Origin of the sequence: uncultured Fibrobacter sp., from assembly GCF_900316465.1 — a bacterium.
In the GTDB taxonomy this organism is placed as follows: domain Bacteria; phylum Fibrobacterota; class Fibrobacteria; order Fibrobacterales; family Fibrobacteraceae; genus Fibrobacter.
Map to the genome: position 1 here is coordinate 56,610 of NZ_ONDD01000011.1, position 15,776 is coordinate 72,385.

Annotated in this window: 14 protein-coding genes; 2 read left to right on the plus strand and 12 right to left on the minus strand. The window is 50.9% G+C overall.

The features are described from left to right. Positions 1-46 precede the first annotated feature (46 nt). The 4 genes from QZN53_RS05825 to QZN53_RS05840 form a co-directional block, all read right to left on the minus strand. Positions 47-1,780: an NPCBM/NEW2 domain-containing protein gene (locus QZN53_RS05825; RefSeq protein ID WP_163437935.1), complete on the minus strand. Its 1,734-nt coding sequence runs from the start codon at positions 1,778-1,780 to the stop codon at positions 47-49. A 99-nt stretch (positions 1,781-1,879) separates the two neighbouring features. Beyond that, a complete protein-coding gene (locus tag QZN53_RS05830; protein ID WP_163437936.1) occupies positions 1,880-2,764 on the minus strand; it encodes a hypothetical protein in 885 nt (294 codons plus the stop codon). Further along, positions 2,757-3,587, minus strand: coding sequence for a TIGR02147 family protein (locus QZN53_RS05835; RefSeq protein WP_163437937.1), 831 nt, complete (start codon positions 3,585-3,587; stop codon positions 2,757-2,759). Before QZN53_RS05835 ends, QZN53_RS05830 begins: the two co-directional genes overlap by 8 nt. Before the next feature lie 195 nt (positions 3,588-3,782). After that, positions 3,783-4,988, minus strand: coding sequence for a M18 family aminopeptidase (locus tag QZN53_RS05840; protein ID WP_163437938.1), 1,206 nt, complete (start codon positions 4,986-4,988; stop codon positions 3,783-3,785). Between the two features lie 96 nt (positions 4,989-5,084). Here QZN53_RS05840 and QZN53_RS05845 point away from each other — a divergent pair, with 96 nt between their 5' ends. Continuing rightward, positions 5,085-6,086, plus strand: coding sequence for an MlaD family protein (locus tag QZN53_RS05845; RefSeq protein ID WP_163437939.1), 1,002 nt, complete (start codon positions 5,085-5,087; stop codon positions 6,084-6,086). Next, a complete protein-coding gene (locus QZN53_RS05850; protein WP_163437940.1) occupies positions 6,080-6,847 on the plus strand; it encodes a hypothetical protein in 768 nt (255 codons plus the stop codon). Before QZN53_RS05845 ends, QZN53_RS05850 begins: the two co-directional genes overlap by 7 nt. Before the next feature lie 7 nt (positions 6,848-6,854). Here QZN53_RS05850 and QZN53_RS05855 read toward each other — a convergent pair whose 3' ends face one another. The 8 genes from QZN53_RS05855 to QZN53_RS05890 all read right to left on the minus strand — a co-directional run bounded on the left by QZN53_RS05855 (position 6,855) and on the right by QZN53_RS05890 (position 15,718). Then, positions 6,855-7,751 (minus strand): hypothetical protein, encoded by an 897-nt coding sequence (locus QZN53_RS05855; RefSeq protein WP_163437941.1) that lies wholly within the window; start codon positions 7,749-7,751, stop codon positions 6,855-6,857. Between the two features lie 3 nt (positions 7,752-7,754). Continuing rightward, positions 7,755-8,648, minus strand: coding sequence for an orotidine-5'-phosphate decarboxylase (pyrF, locus tag QZN53_RS05860; protein WP_163437942.1), 894 nt, complete (start codon positions 8,646-8,648; stop codon positions 7,755-7,757). After that, positions 8,648-9,883, minus strand: coding sequence for an RNA methyltransferase (locus tag QZN53_RS05865; RefSeq protein ID WP_163437943.1), 1,236 nt, complete (start codon positions 9,881-9,883; stop codon positions 8,648-8,650). Before QZN53_RS05865 ends, pyrF begins: the two co-directional genes overlap by 1 nt. After that, on the minus strand, positions 9,880-11,748 hold the full coding sequence (gene dxs, locus QZN53_RS05870; RefSeq protein ID WP_163437944.1) for a 1-deoxy-D-xylulose-5-phosphate synthase: 1,869 nt from the start codon (positions 11,746-11,748) through the stop codon (positions 9,880-9,882). The genes QZN53_RS05865 and dxs overlap by 4 nt, the downstream gene beginning before the upstream one ends. After that, positions 11,748-12,635: a polyprenyl synthetase family protein gene (locus QZN53_RS05875; protein WP_163437945.1), complete on the minus strand. Its 888-nt coding sequence runs from the start codon at positions 12,633-12,635 to the stop codon at positions 11,748-11,750. Before QZN53_RS05875 ends, dxs begins: the two co-directional genes overlap by 1 nt. A gap of 137 nt (positions 12,636-12,772) precedes the next feature. Further along, complete coding sequence (locus QZN53_RS05880; protein ID WP_163437946.1) at positions 12,773-14,479, minus strand: carboxypeptidase-like regulatory domain-containing protein; 1,707 nt, start codon at positions 14,477-14,479, stop codon at positions 12,773-12,775. Next, positions 14,476-15,318 (minus strand): TIGR02147 family protein, encoded by an 843-nt coding sequence (locus QZN53_RS05885; RefSeq protein ID WP_072800019.1) that lies wholly within the window; start codon positions 15,316-15,318, stop codon positions 14,476-14,478. The genes QZN53_RS05880 and QZN53_RS05885 overlap by 4 nt, the downstream gene beginning before the upstream one ends. Before the next feature lie 46 nt (positions 15,319-15,364). Next, the gene (locus QZN53_RS05890) at positions 15,365-15,718 is read right to left on the minus strand and encodes a hypothetical protein (RefSeq protein ID WP_163437947.1); all 354 of its coding nucleotides are present in this window, start codon (positions 15,716-15,718) and stop codon (positions 15,365-15,367) included. Positions 15,719-15,776: the final 58 nt, after the last annotated feature.

The following is a 15,776-nucleotide window of genomic DNA, read 5'->3' on the forward strand; positions in this document are numbered from 1 at the left end:
GCACGCGGCCAGACACTCTATTAGGTAAAGATATGGCTTGACTTTATTAATCTACGTGAATAACCGGATTCACCCAGTCAATGTGGTCAAAATTCTTGGAGCCCAGTTCATCGGTTTCAAGAGAAATTTTTTTACCACCGCGAATGTCCAAGTCGGCAGTTGCCGTCTGGCGGCCTTCCATGCGTCCACTACGCCAGATTTCCTTGTCGTCGACACGCACGATAAATTCTACCACACCGTTGCCCGATTCATCGTCAACGCCGCAAGTTACGGTAAATCGAGAAGCGTTTTCCGGAAGCGCGTAAACATGTTTCGACGGAGCATGCGATCCGATTCCGTTAAGGTAAAGTGTGCCGTTCAAATGCAATGGATTATTGTCGACCGTTTTGCCGATATTCGTGTTGCCGTAGCCCTGAGACTGGTGCAGCAATTTCAAGTCATAAACAAAGCTTTCACCCTTCTTGAGGTGGTAAGCCGTCTTTGCCTGCTGCAAATAGCTGCCACCCACATCCATCGTATAAATCAACACGAGCAGCGCATAAGGCACAAGCGCGGGCAACTTGACCTTGCCACAAACCCGCAAGGCCTTGTCGAGCGCCGCCGGAGCAAAGGAATGCGCCATATACGTAAACATCACCACAATGCCCGCCATCGCAATCCAGAACCAAAGAGCACTTCCGCGAATTGAAGTCATCATCGAAATGTTCAAGAAAGCAACCATCGATAAAAGCACCGCCCAAATAACAACAGGACGATTCTTGCAAGCAACACCTGCAATGGCAACGACAGCGGCTGCTAGCACATAGCGTTCATGCATGCACGGCAAAATCATAAAGAAGGCTAACGCATTCAATGCCGCCAAGGTCATCACGCGCGACACCGGCAAACGCTTAAAGAAGGTCTGCGCCATGATTGCGACCGAGACAACCACAAAGAAAACTTTCCCGAGCAGTCCCGGATTCATAAACGAGGGCGCCCATTCAAAAATCGGTCTCGATTGCGGAGTCATGTTGCCCGAGAACACCATCCACAAGTTGCCCGCGTTCATCGAAGCGTAGGGGTATTCGTCAATCGTGCTCAAATACGCCTGGGCAAATTCCTTGCTAAAGTTCCCGGCAATAATAAAGGGCAAGAATACCAGCAGGAACACGCCAGTCATCGCCAAAAGGCCCTTCCACATCACCTTGCGGTAACGCAAAGAAAGCGCACCGAATACCGGCAAGAACATAATCATCTGGAACTTCGTCAAAAGTCCAAGCATAAACAGTCCCATGCCAATGGCATATGTCTTTGGCCTAGAAGCGTACCAAAGGCCCCACACGCAGAATGTTACAGGCAAGACATCGACCTGTCCCCAAATGGGGCCGTCCAGGTAAAACGCCGGGTTAGCAACCACTAAAAGCATCACGATGGTTTTCACTTCAGGGAGCCAGTCGCGCTTGTAAATACGCAACCACACAAAATGAGCAAGCGAAATGTGGGCCAAAATCACCGGGAAAAGGCAGAACTGCTTGAGTTCATATTCCAAATCCATGTTGAGGCCGGTCACCTGGTAAATCCAGCCGACCACGCGAAGCCACAACACATAAAGCGGCGGGTAGTTGCCGGTAAAGTTCCCGACCCCCTGCTGCAAGTCCGTTACCCAATGGCGCCAGAACGTCAAATCCGATGCAAACCCGATTCCGTGCAGCATCACGAAATTGAGCAGAATGACCAGTAGCCCCCAAAGGGCAAAAGAATCCCTAGAAAAATGGACCTTAAGCTTCAAAAAAATACGCATAGAGGAAATATAGTTATTAATATAAATTCAGACCGATACATGAACGCCCTCGCGGAATCCGTGTGAGCGTCAACATGCAAAAATGCAACTTTTATCCGGCTATTCGCTACAAGTTGTATCGCAAACGCTCACATTGTTTTCTATCCGGCAATAGACACTACATTCGCGTGCCGCCGGAGTTGGGTTTGAATCGCAAATCCGTTTGTAAAGATTCGCTTCCCTCTGGAGCATTGCCCGCGGAGATCCCGCATCGGCAAGTGTAGCACATGCGGCTTCCATCTTTCCATTTTGGGTGCAGCCTACGCCATTTTTGTAGTCCCTAAAAATGCCCAGTTCATCTTCGCATTCGCTCTTGAAAGCGGCCAAATCCTCTTCGCAGGCGCCGCCCCAATAAGCGTTGTTTACCAAGCGCAGCAACACGCCTTCTTCCGGATAGTACAACGAAATTCTCGTAAAACTACCCTTTAATTCCTTACCGCTATAAATAATCCTTACACCCGATTCTTGTTCAAAAATGCTCACATAACAATCAGCGGCTTCATAGAACACTTCCTGTTCCGTTTTGAATCTATATTCCGTCCGTGACGACGATGTGGTCGGCATGGGATCAACCACGGAGGAATCATGACTTTGTCCGTAGCCAGGGGTTCCCGCGCCTGCTTCGAATCTTGCAAGCACGCTGTCACGCAAATGCTTCGGATCAAAGCCAGACAAGGTATCGTCTTGTTTGCAGCAAGTCGTATCTTCCGGCAGCACAGATTCAAAAGAACTAGAAGACGAAAGTTCCTTCAAGGTGTCTCCGGCCAACACTGCAGAAGAGATTGAAAGATCTGAAGAACTAGACAACTCTGCAGAGCTCGACGAATTCAAGGCAATCCCGTTCTGCTCTGTCGTTGCGCCCGCAATATCCTTGGAATCGGAATCAGAGCATCCAACCCAAACCGCAGCCATCGCAACAGCTACGAAGAACAAAAACTTATTCATGGTCATTCTCCTTGGATTTTGTTAAGGGGAAAAATTGCAAGTTCAAACGATAAACCTGATCACCAGATTCCACACCGCTTGCAATAGATAAAATTCTCTGTCTAAAGATTTCCATTTCCGCGACAATCAAATCATATTCCTTCTGCGTCACCGAAAGCGTCACTCCGTTAAAGTTACGCTTGGATACAGGGACGGAGTCAATGGAATCCACGGCGTTTTTCGCCATTTGCCGATGCATGGAGCGAATCGCCAAGGGCATAATTTCTGTCGCCCCCGAAACAATTTTTTCCGTCTGTTCATAACGATCTTCGCCCACATTCTTGAGGATTCCTGCGTGCACCATAAAGTCAAGCGAGCGGCGGACTTCAGTGGCACTCACCTGCGGATAGCACATCTTGGAAAGCGCAAGGGGCTTTTTACCAGGGTTCATTGGAGCAAGCTCACGGAGCACCGGATTCAACCACGATTCAAAATAAGCAAACGCATCACCATCAAGCATCTTGATTTTGTAGACTTTCGCCATCTCCTGAATTTCAGACAAAATCTTTCGCTTCCTGGACTCATCGGTTGCATCACTTAATGCGACCAACTTTTCAAAATACAGTTTTTCGTGGTCGGCAAGTCCCATCGCATTTGCAACACGGGCAACGCCAATCTTACTCAGCCTACTTTTACCATCGCAAACAACCTTCATATAGTTTGGAGAAGTAAACCCGGCAATCTTCGAAAATTCGCGCCACGAAAATGCAGAAATACGCTTGCGTTCCTCATAAAACGCCCGCATATATTCTCGATAATCGTAGTACTCAAATATCGGCTTCATGCTCTTAAATATATGTTTTTCTTGATTCTGCCACAATTATTCTGTGCTACAAAATACAATTATTTAAGCAAATTTAAGCATATTCATTCAATAATAAAAAAAAATGGATTCTATATACTACAGATTGTAGCATATAAAAACCCTTATCCTTCTTAGAGGGATAAGGGTCCAATCGCAACAATGTATGGTACAGACTTAACCGAAGAACGCCGTGACTAATCGAATCATGCTCTCGTGATCCTTGACCGCGGTCATCTCGCGAATGCTGTGCATGCTGAGCATGGGCTCGCCAATGTCTACCGTCGGGATTCCAAGCGAAGCCGAAATCGTGGGGCCAACCGTCGAACCGCACGGCATGTCGTTGCGCATCACGAATGTCTGATACGGAATATTATTTTGTTCGCAAAGCAGTTTGAAACTAGCATTCGAAATTACATCGCTTGCATAACGCTTTTGTGAATTTGTCTTCAATACAACACCCTGCCCCAGAATCGGAGCATGGTTCGGATCGTGCTTCTGCGTAAAGTTCGGGTGTTCGGCATGGGCCATGTCAATAGAAAGGGCGAGGCTTGCCGCAAGCATAGAATCCAAATTGCCTGTTCCACTCCCGCTCAGCGACGATTCCAGCACACTTCTCAGGAAGTTGCTACCAGCACCTTCGCGCGTAGTAGAGCCAACCTCTTCGTTATTGAAAAACGCCGCCACCTGGAAATCCTTCTCCAATTCGCCTGCCGCAGCAAACGCTTCGGCAATCGCATGGCAGCTGCTCAGGTTGTCAAGACGGCCCGAATAAATCCACTCGTTTTCAAAACCGCCAAACTGCGCCGGCTGTACATCAAAAAGTTGCACGTCAAAATCAAGCAGCTTCGCACCTGCAGGGAGTTCCGCCTGCAAAGCCTCCACAAAGCGTTCCTTGCCGCCCACGGCAGTCCACAGAGCATTCAAATCGGTCTGCGGATTCACCTTGAGGCCATCCTGATTCACTCCGCGATTCAAATGAACCGCCAGTTGCGGAATGCGGAACAACTTAACGCCGCGAATCAGCTTGGTCTGCAATTTTCCATCCAATTCATAAGCCAGCAAGCCGGCATAGCCCAAATCTCGGTCCAGCCAACTCGTAAAAAGCGGGCTTCCGTAAATTTCAGGGTGCAAAGTGCGTACACCGGCCGCCGCCCCGTCCGGGTTCGGCGTAATTTTCAAAGTCGGAAAATCTGTATGGGCAAGGGCTATCCTAAACTGGGAGTCCGAACAAATTTGTTTTGGGCATCGAACCGCTATCAAGGCACCACCACGTTCAAAAAAACGGGCATTTTTTTCACATTTTGCGTCAAAAAGGGCTTTTAACGCCTCTACGGTATGGTACGGAGTCACCGATTTGTTCAAAAATTCAAAGTATTCCATACCCTAAAAATAGATATTACAATGATTTACAACTATTTCGCATACTTTTTTTTACCTAATGTATTTATTGACAAGTCTTTAATCTATATTCTTGACATGGCTTTTAAACCTCGCATTAACTGGATGGAAATTTCCGGCCTCCTGGTCGGTATATTCTTTGCCGTCGCTGTGATGGTTTTTGGCATCGTACTTTACGCAAAACTTTTCTCCTCCGGCATGATCGGTGTGGAAGAATACAGTCTGCATAGCCGCTTTGAAAAAGCGTTCGGTCTAAGTCCGGGAACCCGAGTTATGATTAGCGGTGTGGATGTGGGCCGTATTGACAGCATGACCGTCGAAGGTGAAGGCGTCAGGATTACATTTACTATTCAAAAAAAGTTCCAGAACCTGATTACGGATAGTGCCAAGGTGTATGCCATGCGCGACCAGAACATGATTGCAGCGCGTGTCATCAACATCGATATTCGTCGTGGTAAGGGTAACGTACTGCCTGACGGCGGTTATTTGCCGCCAGGAGAATCGCAAGATATCGAAACGGTAATGGAAAAAATCAACATGGTCTTGGGCCGCGTAAACGGTTTGATTGACGCCGCCGACACCATTCTCGGCATGGCCAAGGATACGGGAACGACCATCGGCGCCCTGTTCGGCTCTAGACTTTTGTATGACAACTTGAACCGCCAGCTCATGCGTCTTGACGATATTACCTACCAAGGCAAAAAGGTCTTGTTCCAGGCATCCGGCTTGTTCGATACAATCCAATACCACGTTCCTGTCTTGCTTGAAAAGGTGGATACCATTGCAACGACTGTCTCTGAAATGATGGTCGAGGTCAGGCCCCTGCCGCAAAAGGTGGACAACGTGATGAATCGTGTTGACGGCTTGATGGGTCAGGTGGACAAAACCTTCGGCCGCGTCGACGGACTCTTGAACGAGGTGAGCCTTGTTACCTCAGGCCTTTCGGACTTTATGGAAGCAACGGAGCAGACGCTCCAGAATGCGGATGACTTGATGGCTGGTGTTTCGAACATGTGGATCGTGAAGCGTTCCATGCCTAATCAAGATTCCGTGCCCTTCATGGTGGAGACGTTATGGTAAAGCTTAAGACAGCCATTATCGCGCTCCTTGCCGCAGGCTCCATTGCTAGCGCTTCCGATTCGGGCGTTTATTCGTTCCGCGCCCAAAGATCCTTAGACAAAGGCAAATTCGCAAAGGGTTACAACCAGCTGGAACGCGCCCTGCTTGCTAGCCGCAAAGAAGCCGACTTGCTTTCTGAAGGCCGCGTACTTGTCGCCATGGCACAGATCCGTACCATGAGCCTCGACCTGAATTTTGCAGACTCCCTGCTCTCGGTCGTCCGCAAGGAAGTATTAGACCAAGGCACACTCTTGCAATACACGAAAGTCAAAATCAGCCTTTTGAACGCTCAAGAAAAATTCAAGGAAGCGACAAAGATCTGTAGCGCCTACGACGAAAAGGCCTTAAAGAAAAACGAAGAAACGGCGCAAGCCGCCTTCTACGGAGAATGCGCCATCGCTTATGCAGCCGTTCGCAGCGACCGCGCCGAAGATGCTTTAAAAATGACCGGCAAGCGTTCCGACAAGAAGGGCGGATTCTACGCCTTCACCGCTGCCCGCATGGCAGACCTTTCCGGAAGCAGCGAAGCCGACTCCCTTTACCGTGTCGCCGAAGAAAAGGCAATCAAGGCAAACAAGCCTTACAACACGGCAACCATTCTTTATTATCGCTCTAAATTGAAAAGCACTCCTAAAAACGAAGTAGCGGACTTGAAAGCCCGCTGCAAGAATGCTTTTGAATTGATGGGTCTTCCGAACAACGCCAAGCGTTGCGCGGAATAATTTCAACTTAATTTGCAGAACTATCTGCCGGAGTGTTGACTGCGGCTGTTGTGTCGACGACCGCTGTCGAATCCGTTACTGCTGTAGAATCTGCTGCGGCTTCTTTCGCTTTAGCTTCTTCTGCAAGCTTTTCGTCTTGGGCCTGTTTCATAGCAAGGAGTTCGCGATAAACGACTGCCGGATGAATCTTGCCGTCGGCCATTCCGTCGACGAGAACCTTGATTTTTTGATAGGTTTCGTTCTTCTCTAAATCTTGGCCGAAGAAATTAAAATTGAGCAGCTTGGTAATCTTTATATAGAAGCTTTTGCGGAACTTCTTGAAGCGCGGCTGCATCACATCGTTCAAGATGGTTTCAAGCGCCATCTCTGTCTGCATCGAATCCAGTTCAAAGCTGCGGTAAATCGTGCGGATATGATCGGGAATGGTCGAATCCGGGCTATCGAAATACTTGCGCATCACGTTAGCGGCTTCAGTCCTGTTCGGGTAAGGTCCGCGAGCAAGGCGGAGCGCATAGTAAAGCGACAGGCGCCAGTTCTCGGGGTAAACGCGGCTTGCACGACGCAGCACCGAGAAGTCAGACGTGTCAGGAGCGTCGACAGGCGTCACACCGCCTACAAAGTAATACGGTGTATAGAACAAGGAGTCAAGACTGGTAGAAAGTTCAGCCACATGGCCGAGGTAAGCGTATTCCTTACCGGTCAGGTAGCTTTCACCAAGTTCAGTCAAGCCCTTGATCCAGAAGAGTCCTGCCACCGATGCGTCGTGCCCTGCTGCCACATAATGCACCGTCGATGCCTTCGGCAAGAACGACTCGTCGAAGTTCGTGCCGGGAAGCGGCTTTGCAAAATGGAAAGCCGCAGCGACAATGGCGATAGCAACGATGATGACAGCAAGGAATCGCATAACTTAAATCTGGCAGGCCTCAGCGAGTTTTTCGAGAGCGTCGACGCAATCGCTTGCGAAGTTCTCGGGATGTCCGCTACGCTGGTAAGCAAAGTTCAAACCACTGGAGCTGTTGAGCACGTGGAACTTGCGCTTGCCACCGCCGTTGGCGATAGCCGTAAGCACGGTCTTTGCGTCACCGCCCTGACCGCCCGGAACACCAGGAATAGATACACCCGGAATCAAGAACGGAATTTCGTGCTTGTGAGCAACCGTGTAAGCGGTAATCTTTTCAAGTTCTTCGGGGTGAGTTGCACCGACAACGGCACCGAGGTAACCGAGGTTGGCGTCCCATTCCATAATCTTGTCAGCTACGGAATAGAATGCTTCGGCAACATCGCGCGGATTATCGCCACGGACCACCGGCAAATCCTGGAAGTCGTGGGCGCCCTTGTTGCTCGTGCGGAGCAAAACGTAGGCACCATTTTCAGAATTTTCGCGAATGAACGGGCCCACAGAATCGGCACCCATCCAAGGAGAAACCGTCACGGCATCGGCCTTGTACACATCGTAAGCGGCAGTTGCATAAGCAGCGCTCGACTTACCGATGTCACCGCGCTTTGCATCCAAAATCACGGGAATACCGGCGCTGCGATAGTCGGCAATCAGCTGCTGCAACACGAGCATGGCCTGCACGCTCACGCATTCGTAGTAAGCACTGTTCGGCTTCACCACCGCGGGCGTCACGTTACGCTTGAGGCAGCATTCCAGAATTTCAGAATAGAAACGCTTGATCTTGTCTTCGGCAGATCCTTCAGGACAGCACGGGTCGATCAACTTCATGACCGGATCCATGCCAAGGCAAACCGGGTTACCGCACTTGGCGATACGTTCTTCTAAGCGAGCCTGGAAGTTCATTACTTAAGGTCCTCTTGAATCTGGGCGGCTTCGTAGCTAAGGATACCATGAGCGACAGCGACGTTCAAGGATTCGAGTTCGCTGCTCATCGGGATCTTCACCGTTTCGTCGGCGAGTTCAATGAAGTACGGGTTGGTACCGGCGCCTTCGTTACCCACGAGGAACGCCATCTTGCGAAGCTTGTTCTGCGGAATCTGGCGCAGGGACTGCTTGGCGTGCAAGTCAGTTGCAATGATGGTGTAACCCTTGCTGCGCAAGAAGTTAATCTGGTCAACGAGATCCACATCAAATTCGAAAGGCACGCGGAGGAAGGTTCCCGAGGAACCGCGCACCACCTTCGGGTTGAACGGGCTCACGGTGCCGCGGCCAAGAATCATACCGTCAGAGCCAAAGCCGAGGCTCGTGCGGAAAATCGTTCCGAGGTTACCCGGATCCTGCACGGCGTCCACAAGCGTAATCACACTGCGGCTCGATTCATAAACCGGCTTCTTGCTTGCAATGCGGGCAACGGCAATCACGCCCTGCGTGGTCATGGTCGAAGATAGACGCTTCATCTGTTCGTCGGTGAGCACGTTCAGTCTGATTTCGGCTTCGTTAATCTGTTCAATCAGGGCTTCGTCGTTAAAGGCTTCGGTCACATAGACGCCCATCACGAGTTCGCGGTGATTGCTCACGAGTTCCTGCACCACATGCACGCCTTCGCCAAGGAACTTGCCTTCGCGTTCGCGGCCCTTTTCAGTCGTAAGGGCCAAAAGCTTCTTGTACCAAGGCGGGTTGAAGTTAGAATCTTCGCTGGCTTCGGCCTGAGCCACGCGTGCTTCGAGTGCGGCTTCGTCCAATACTTCTTCGACTTCTTCCTTCTGTTCTTCGGGGCGTTGGCGGTAAATCGGAGCACCTGCAGAAGCGAATTCGCGGCGCGGGCGACGGTCGCCACCAAAGCGGCCACGTTCACCAAACGGACGGCGACCTTCGCGGCCTCCGAAGGAGCCACGGTCATCACCGTCGCGGCGCGGACGGCGTTCACGGTCAAAGCGACCTTCGCGGCGATCGCCACGATCACCAAAAGGCTTCCTGTCGCCAAACTTACGTTCGCCACGGTCGAAAGAACGACCTTCACGGCCACCGCGTTCTTCGCGGTCATCGTCACGGCGCGGACGACGTTCAGGCTTTTCGCTCACTCCGAACTTACGGTCCAGAGTCATCTTTACGGTGCGGTTTTTATTTTCTTCGCTCATACTTTTTCCATGATTTGTTTGGCGACGGATTCTCCGTCAATTTTCAAAAGCTTGAACAAGGCAGGAATTTCGCCCTGTTCCACAAAATGATCCGGCAAGCCAAAGCGCAACAGGCGCTTATCGGTGTAACCGAGATCAGCAATGAGTTCAGCCACAGCAGAACCGAAACCGCCTACCAGCGTGTTGTCTTCGAGCGTCACGATCGTCTTGTGGGCGTCAAAGAGCTTGCGGTAAGCTTCGGTATCCAGCGGCTTGATAATGCGTGCATCCACGACTGTGGCGCTCTTTCCGTTTTCGCGGAGAACGGCAGCCGTCTTCTTCAGTTCGTTTGTCATGAAGCCTGCACCCAAGAGCAAGATATCCTTGCCTTCTTCCAGAACCTTCGGGAGCTTCACGTCCACGGTTTCGGGAGCGGGTTTCAGGTGTTCTTCCAGTGCGGTCCCGCGCGGATATCGGATTGCGACAGGTCCCTTCATGTCGATAGCCGCGCGCACCATGTCGCGCAGTTCGTTTTCGTTGCTCGGCGCCAAGATGGTAATACCCGGCACCGTGCGCAAGAATGACAAGTCGAACGCGCCATGGTGAGTCGGGCCATCGGCTCCGACCAGGCCCGCCCGGTCAAGCACCATCACCACATGCAAGTTCTGCAAGGCAATGTCGTGCATAATCTGGTCATAGGCGCGCTGCATAAAGCTCGAATAAATAGCGACCACCGGAACCACGCCGTCGCAGGCAAGGCCCGACGCAAACGTAAGCGCATGTTCTTCGGCAATACCCACGTCAATCACGCGGTCCGGAAGTTCTTTGGCCACAATGTCCATACCGCAACCGGTAGGCATAGCGGCGGTAATGCCGATAATGCGGTCGTCCTTCTTCGCGAGTTCAAGGAGCGTGTTTCCGAACACATGCGTCAAAGACGGGTTCGGTTTTCCCGGAGCAAGCGGAAGTCCGCTTTCGGGATCGAAAGGTCCAATGCCGTGCCACTTGGTCGGGTTCTTTACCGCAGCATCAAGCCCACGTCCCTTTTCGGTCAAGATATGCACCAGGCACGGGCCCGGCTGTTCCTTGACACGCTGCAACAGCATAATCAGTTCGTTAATGTCATGACCATCAATCGGGCCAAAGTAACGGATACCGAGATCTTCAAAGAATCGGCCCGGCTTCACCACCGTCTTCGCCGCATTTTCTGCCTGCAGGAACAAGTCACGGAAACGAGATCCCAAAATGCCCGGAAGGCGCTTCATCAGGCGGTCCAAGTCCGAACGCATCTTGTTGTAGACCGGGTCCGAAATCACGCGGTTCAGGTACTTGCTGAAGTTACCCACATTCGGAGCAATGCTCATCTTGTTGTCGTTCAAGATGATGGTCATGTTCTGCTTCGAAAGACCGGCGTTGTTGATGGCTTCGTAAGCCATACCGCCCGTCATGGAGCCGTCACCGATGACTGCGACCACGCTGTTCTTGCGCTTGAAGTGGTCGCGCGCCACGGCAAAGCCGAGGGCTGCAGAAATAGAGGTCGTCGCGTGTCCGGCGCCGTAGCAGTCGTACTCGCTTTCGTTCCTCTTCAAGAATCCGGAAATGCCACCCTGCTGGCGAAGCGTCTCGAAACGGTCGAAACGTCCCGTCAAAAGCTTGTGCACGTAAGCTTGGTGTCCTACGTCCCACACGATTTTGTCGTCAGGAGCGTTGAACACGTAATGCAAGGCAAGCGTCAGTTCCACCACACCCAGGCTAGATGCCAGGTGACCGCCATGCTTCGCCACTTGACCGATGATGGTCTCGCGGATCTGCGACGCCAGGTGATAAAGCTCCTCGACAGAGCAGTGCTTTATGTCCTGGGGGGACTTGATATTCTTAAGGTCCATTAGTTAACCCTGGTAATGATGAATGCGGCAATGGAGCGCAGGATCTTGGTATCGCACTTGAGGCCATCCAGGGCCTTGAGCGATTCCTCGTACAGTTCATGCGCACGCTCGCGGGACTTGTCGAGACCCACGAGTGCCGGGTATGTCGCCTTACCCTTTTCGATGTCGGAACCGGCATCCTTGCCCAGTTCTTCGGTCGTAGAAACAATGTCCAGAATGTCATCCACAATCTGGAACGCAAGGCCAATGGAACGGCCGTAGTTGCGAATAATCTTAATGTCGTCTTCGCTTGCATTTGCAAGGCGGGCGCCCACTTCCAAAGAGGCCTCAATCAAAGCCGCCGTCTTGTGGTAATGGATGTAATCGACAATTTCCAGGTCCACCTTCTTGCCTTCGCATTCGATGTCGATCATTTCGCCACCGATCATGCCGTAGGTACCCAAGAGGTGAGCAAGGACTTCAATTGCCTTCGCGTTACCGGTCTTGCCCATCAATTCGAAAGCGAGAATGCAAAGGGCATCGCCAGCCATCACGGCAGTGGCTTCGCCGAACTGCTTGTGGCTCGTGGGCTTACCGCGTCTAAAGTCATCGTTGTCAATGCAGGGCAAGTCGTCATGAATGAGCGAGAAGGTATGGAGCATTTCGAGGGCGCTCATGGCGTAATCTACCGATTCGCCCTTGCCGCCAAACATGTCAAATGCAGCACGCACAAGTGCCGGACGGAGTCTCTTGCCGCCCGCAAACATGGAATAACGCATCGCCTCGTGGAGCCTTTCCGGACGGTCGGCTACGGGCGGCAAAAATTCATCAAACTTCTTTTCCGCTTCCTTAGAGATGCGGGACAGGTAATCGAGGGCAACAGCCGCTTCTTTTTCAAGGGTTTCCATATAACCCCAAAGATACTTAATTTCGCGATTGTATACAAGTCTAAACAGAGCGAAACAAGGCTACAAGATGTGAAAAAGCACATAAAAAACCGCCCTTTTAAGGCGGCTTTTACTTGTAAGAAAATTGTATTTGTTCCCTAGAACAAGGCGCCGTAAAGCGTCACATCGTCGATGTAGAATTCGGTGCCGTCCTGCGGGAAAATATGGAGCTGCTTGACCAAGTACTTCACCCCGCTCCAAGAAGTAAAGCAGGTTTCGGTCTTCGCATTTCCGACGCAGAGTTCAGCCGGATTCACGCTAATGCGCTGCCAGTCTTTGGTGAGCGGCAACCATTCGGTAGCAGCCTTCAAGCTCTTGTTATCGTTGATGTAGTTTTCAAGCGAAAGGCGAATATTTCCGTCACCCTTGGCGTAGAACACCACGGAATCGATCGCAGAGAAATTCATCTCATATTCGAAAGTCATTCCGACAAGTACCCAGGCGTAATCGTCATCGGCAAGCTTGTATTCACCATGGAACACCTTGGACTTGCGAGTCGAATCGTACACAATGCCGTCAGCCACATTCTTGGCCATAGGCGTGAGCGTCGTTCCCTTGAAAAGGGCATCCGTATTCACATACCAGCTCTTGATACCATCTTCAAAGTCCTGCAGCACCATAACCGGGTTAGAGAATTTGGTGTTGTACGGATCGGCAATAGCTTTCCATTCTGCATAAAGGGTGTTAGCACTATCCGGTATCACAAAGTAGATGTCAAGCGAATCCTTCGCCGGTACGCTGGGCAACACATAAGAGCCAGCATCGTTCGTTTTGACCAACAGATCGAGGCCGTAAACGCCCACCCACAGGAATTCTTCACCCGTACGGAGCGTTACTTTGCTCGAAATAGAGGCCGTAGCTTCCAGGCGGAGCGTGTCAAGCTTGGCGAGGTCCTTAGCCTTGTAAACCTTGGAGTACGCAAATCCGTCCTTGGTAACCGTCAAGCGGTAGTCGCCCGAGTCAGGCCATTCCATTTCAAAACGGCCATTCTTGTCGGTACGCAGCTCAGATTCCACCATCGAGTTCTGCACGGCATAATCTTCAACCTTAGCATCGGCGGCACGCAAGGCAACCGTCGCATACGTTGCCGGAGTTCCATCCTTGAGCAAAGCCAAGACTTGCAGCAGTTTTTCAGGTTCAACCGTATCTTCCGGAGTCGTATCTTCAGGAACCACGGCTTCGCGGTAATCCTGCATAATCGATTCCATCGGGGTTACAAAGAGGTCCTTTTCGCCCAGGCTCTTGTCAAAGTCTTCGTTCACGAAGTACAACTGCAAGGAGTCATTGGCCGGAATAGACGAAAGCGCAAACCAGCCGGATTCATCGGTCTTCACCAGGACGTCAGTACCCACAATACCGACCCAAACCGTAGACGATCCTTCAGGAACATCTACGACACCGGCAAGCACAGCCGTCGGTTCGAGACGCACGGTATCGGGCTTGAGCGAGACACCGGCTTCAGCAAATTCATTACGGGTCAAAACTCTGGAGTAAGCCACGCCATCATGGGCGACCGTCAAGCGGTACTTGCCGTCAGCAGGGATTTCAACCTTGAAGTTACCCTTTTCGTCGGCATAGGAATCCGCAATCACAAGGGCATTCACTTCGCCAGCGGACTTTTCCTTATAGTCCACCTTACGGAGTGCCACAGTCGCATAAGATGCAGGCTGACCATCAATAAGAGCAAGCCCGTTCGTAGTAATACTACCCGGACCACCTGCCACATCATCTTTATTGTTGGAACAGGCTACCAAACCCGCTATCGACAGCGAGAGCAAAGGCAAAAGAAAGAGCGATTTTCTCATTTTTCTTTCTCCTTTTCCTTTAGAGGTTTGGTAAATGCCAAGGGGAACATCTGGATGTTCAACTGGAATACAGTATCGTCATCCGTCCCTTCTTGAGATAAACGTAGTAAATCTTCACGGAAAGCGTTAATCTTTTCGCGCAGGAGCTGGATATCATCCATGCAAAAAGTCATCGTGACCGTGCTAATGTCCCTAAGGAACGGCTGGTGCCTGTCCAGGGATTCGTCGGCAAGGCGAATTGTTTCGTGCTGGAATGCACGCACAGCCTGAGAACGCCAGTTTCCCCCCGTGGATACAAAGGTGTCGTTCACCTTCCAGTAGCCGTCGCGGTCGGTAGAAATCATGTTGAGGTCCGCGAGCAATTTCACGGCGTCACGGGCTTCTTTTTCGGTAATGTTCGGGGTGCAGCTTTCAGCAAGACCCTGGTAGTCATCCTTGAACTTGCAAATGCCAATCACCGAACGAATTGCGTTGTAATACCAATGACGGTAGAATTCCAGTTCCTTCTTTTGCAACAACTTAAGAGAAACACCCTTCAGGGCCTGCATGCGTTCATAGTGTTGCAAAGCGTCGGCGTCAGTCTTGGCGCGGCCGAAATACACCATTTCAGCCCAATAATCGGCTTCTTTACCTTCAAGTTCGAAGAATTCTGCTGCGGGCTTAATCAGACTAAGGGGCAAGTGGATCTTGCCCTGCGATACGCGAAGGAGGTTGCCAGGATCAGCGCCCATCTTCATGGCCATGTAACGCCACGAAATAACAGTCTTACGCTGCTTAAAATCCTCAAAAGCATCCCTCAACCATTCGCGATAGTCCGTATATTCAAAAATCTTCTTCATAACTATAAAGATAAATCATTGACTATCAAAAGCCTATGCCGTAAAATCAATCTCCGTTGTGGAAGTTTACAACGATTTTACAATCGGCATCACAGGTAGCTTTCCAATGGCACTCGGGCTTATCCATCATGGATAAATCCTTGCAAATTCCGCTAAATTCGAGGATTTCGGGGTTTTCGGAGCTACGGCCGTAGGTGACCTTGTAGCTCAGTTCGCCGGCAGTTGAGGCCTGCACCGGCGGTTCGGCCATCAGGCGCGCTGTGAGCAAAATCACACAGTTGTCTTTGCGGGGCATTTGTGAATCATCTTCGCCCTCGGCCAAGACCCAATGCATCTGGAGCGGCTTGAAATCTACTTCAGGTTCCTTTTTGGCACAACCAAACAGGATTAACGCTATCAATAAAAAAAACGCCACTGTGAATTGCTTCGTTGCACTCGCAATGACGTTTTTCATAGTT

Coding starts and splice junctions, on each gene's coding strand:
- QZN53_RS05825 (WP_163437935.1), bottom strand. CDS start 1,780: ATGCGTATTTTTTTGAAGCTTAAGGTCCATTTTTCTAGGGATTCTTTT.
- QZN53_RS05830 (WP_163437936.1), bottom strand. CDS start 2,764: ATGAATAAGTTTTTGTTCTTCGTAGCTGTTGCGATGGCTGCGGTTTGG.
- QZN53_RS05835 (WP_163437937.1), bottom strand. CDS start 3,587: ATGAAGCCGATATTTGAGTACTACGATTATCGAGAATATATGCGGGCG.
- QZN53_RS05840 (WP_163437938.1), bottom strand. CDS start 4,988: ATGGAATACTTTGAATTTTTGAACAAATCGGTGACTCCGTACCATACC.
- QZN53_RS05845 (WP_163437939.1), top strand. CDS start 5,085: ATGGCTTTTAAACCTCGCATTAACTGGATGGAAATTTCCGGCCTCCTG.
- QZN53_RS05850 (WP_163437940.1), top strand. CDS start 6,080: ATGGTAAAGCTTAAGACAGCCATTATCGCGCTCCTTGCCGCAGGCTCC.
- QZN53_RS05855 (WP_163437941.1), bottom strand. CDS start 7,751: ATGCGATTCCTTGCTGTCATCATCGTTGCTATCGCCATTGTCGCTGCG.
- pyrF (WP_163437942.1), bottom strand. CDS start 8,648: ATGAACTTCCAGGCTCGCTTAGAAGAACGTATCGCCAAGTGCGGTAAC.
- QZN53_RS05865 (WP_163437943.1), bottom strand. CDS start 9,883: ATGAGCGAAGAAAATAAAAACCGCACCGTAAAGATGACTCTGGACCGT.
- dxs (WP_163437944.1), bottom strand. CDS start 11,748: ATGGACCTTAAGAATATCAAGTCCCCCCAGGACATAAAGCACTGCTCT.
- QZN53_RS05875 (WP_163437945.1), bottom strand. CDS start 12,635: ATGGAAACCCTTGAAAAAGAAGCGGCTGTTGCCCTCGATTACCTGTCC.
- QZN53_RS05880 (WP_163437946.1), bottom strand. CDS start 14,479: ATGAGAAAATCGCTCTTTCTTTTGCCTTTGCTCTCGCTGTCGATAGCG.
- QZN53_RS05885 (WP_072800019.1), bottom strand. CDS start 15,318: ATGAAGAAGATTTTTGAATATACGGACTATCGCGAATGGTTGAGGGAT.